This is a genomic window from Dactylosporangium cerinum (assembly GCF_042653625.1).
Taxonomy (GTDB): Bacteria; Actinomycetota; Actinomycetes; order Mycobacteriales; family Micromonosporaceae; genus Dactylosporangium; species Dactylosporangium cerinum.
In genome coordinates this window covers 1-510 of sequence record NZ_JBHSIU010000160.1, presented here as the reverse complement: position 1 = coordinate 510, position 510 = coordinate 1, and the positions used below count along the sequence as shown (strand labels likewise).

Below are 510 nucleotides of genomic sequence, written 5' to 3'. Positions count from 1 at the left end.
CTGCGGGAACATCTGCGAGGCGAGGACCAGATACATCAACGACCGGCGGCCCCGATACCGGAACTTCGCAAACGAATACCCGGTGTACGCGGCGACGATCACGGTCAGCACCGCGGTCACCGTCGACACGATCAGGCTGTTCGTCAGGTACCGCAACAGCTTCGGGTTGTCGAAGATCGCGGTGAAATGCTCGAACGTGACCCGGTCGGGAATGAAATGCGGCGGGAACCGGAACACGTCATGCGTCGGCGTCAGCGCGGTGACCAGCACCCAGTACACCGGCCCGAACGCGAAGATCCCGATCAACGCAACCGTGGTGGCGGGGGCGAACAGCCGTCTCATGCCGGCTCACCACGCTCGGAGACCCGCACGTACACCACGACCAGGACCAGGATCAGCACCAGCCACAACGCACCCAACGCGCTGGCCTTACCCAGGTCGAACGCCTTGAACGCGGTGTCATACACCGCCACCGCGAACGTCGTGGTGGAACCGGCCGGGCCACCACCG

Annotated in this window: 1 protein-coding gene; it reads right to left on the bottom strand. The window is 64.5% G+C overall.

The genetic code is table 11. The features are described 5' to 3' along the window. Positions 1-342 (bottom strand): ABC transporter permease family protein (locus ACFPIJ_RS64510; RefSeq protein ID WP_465252358.1); only part of this gene is annotated, 342 nt, incomplete at its 3' end. Between the last annotated feature and the right edge of the window lie 168 nt (positions 343-510).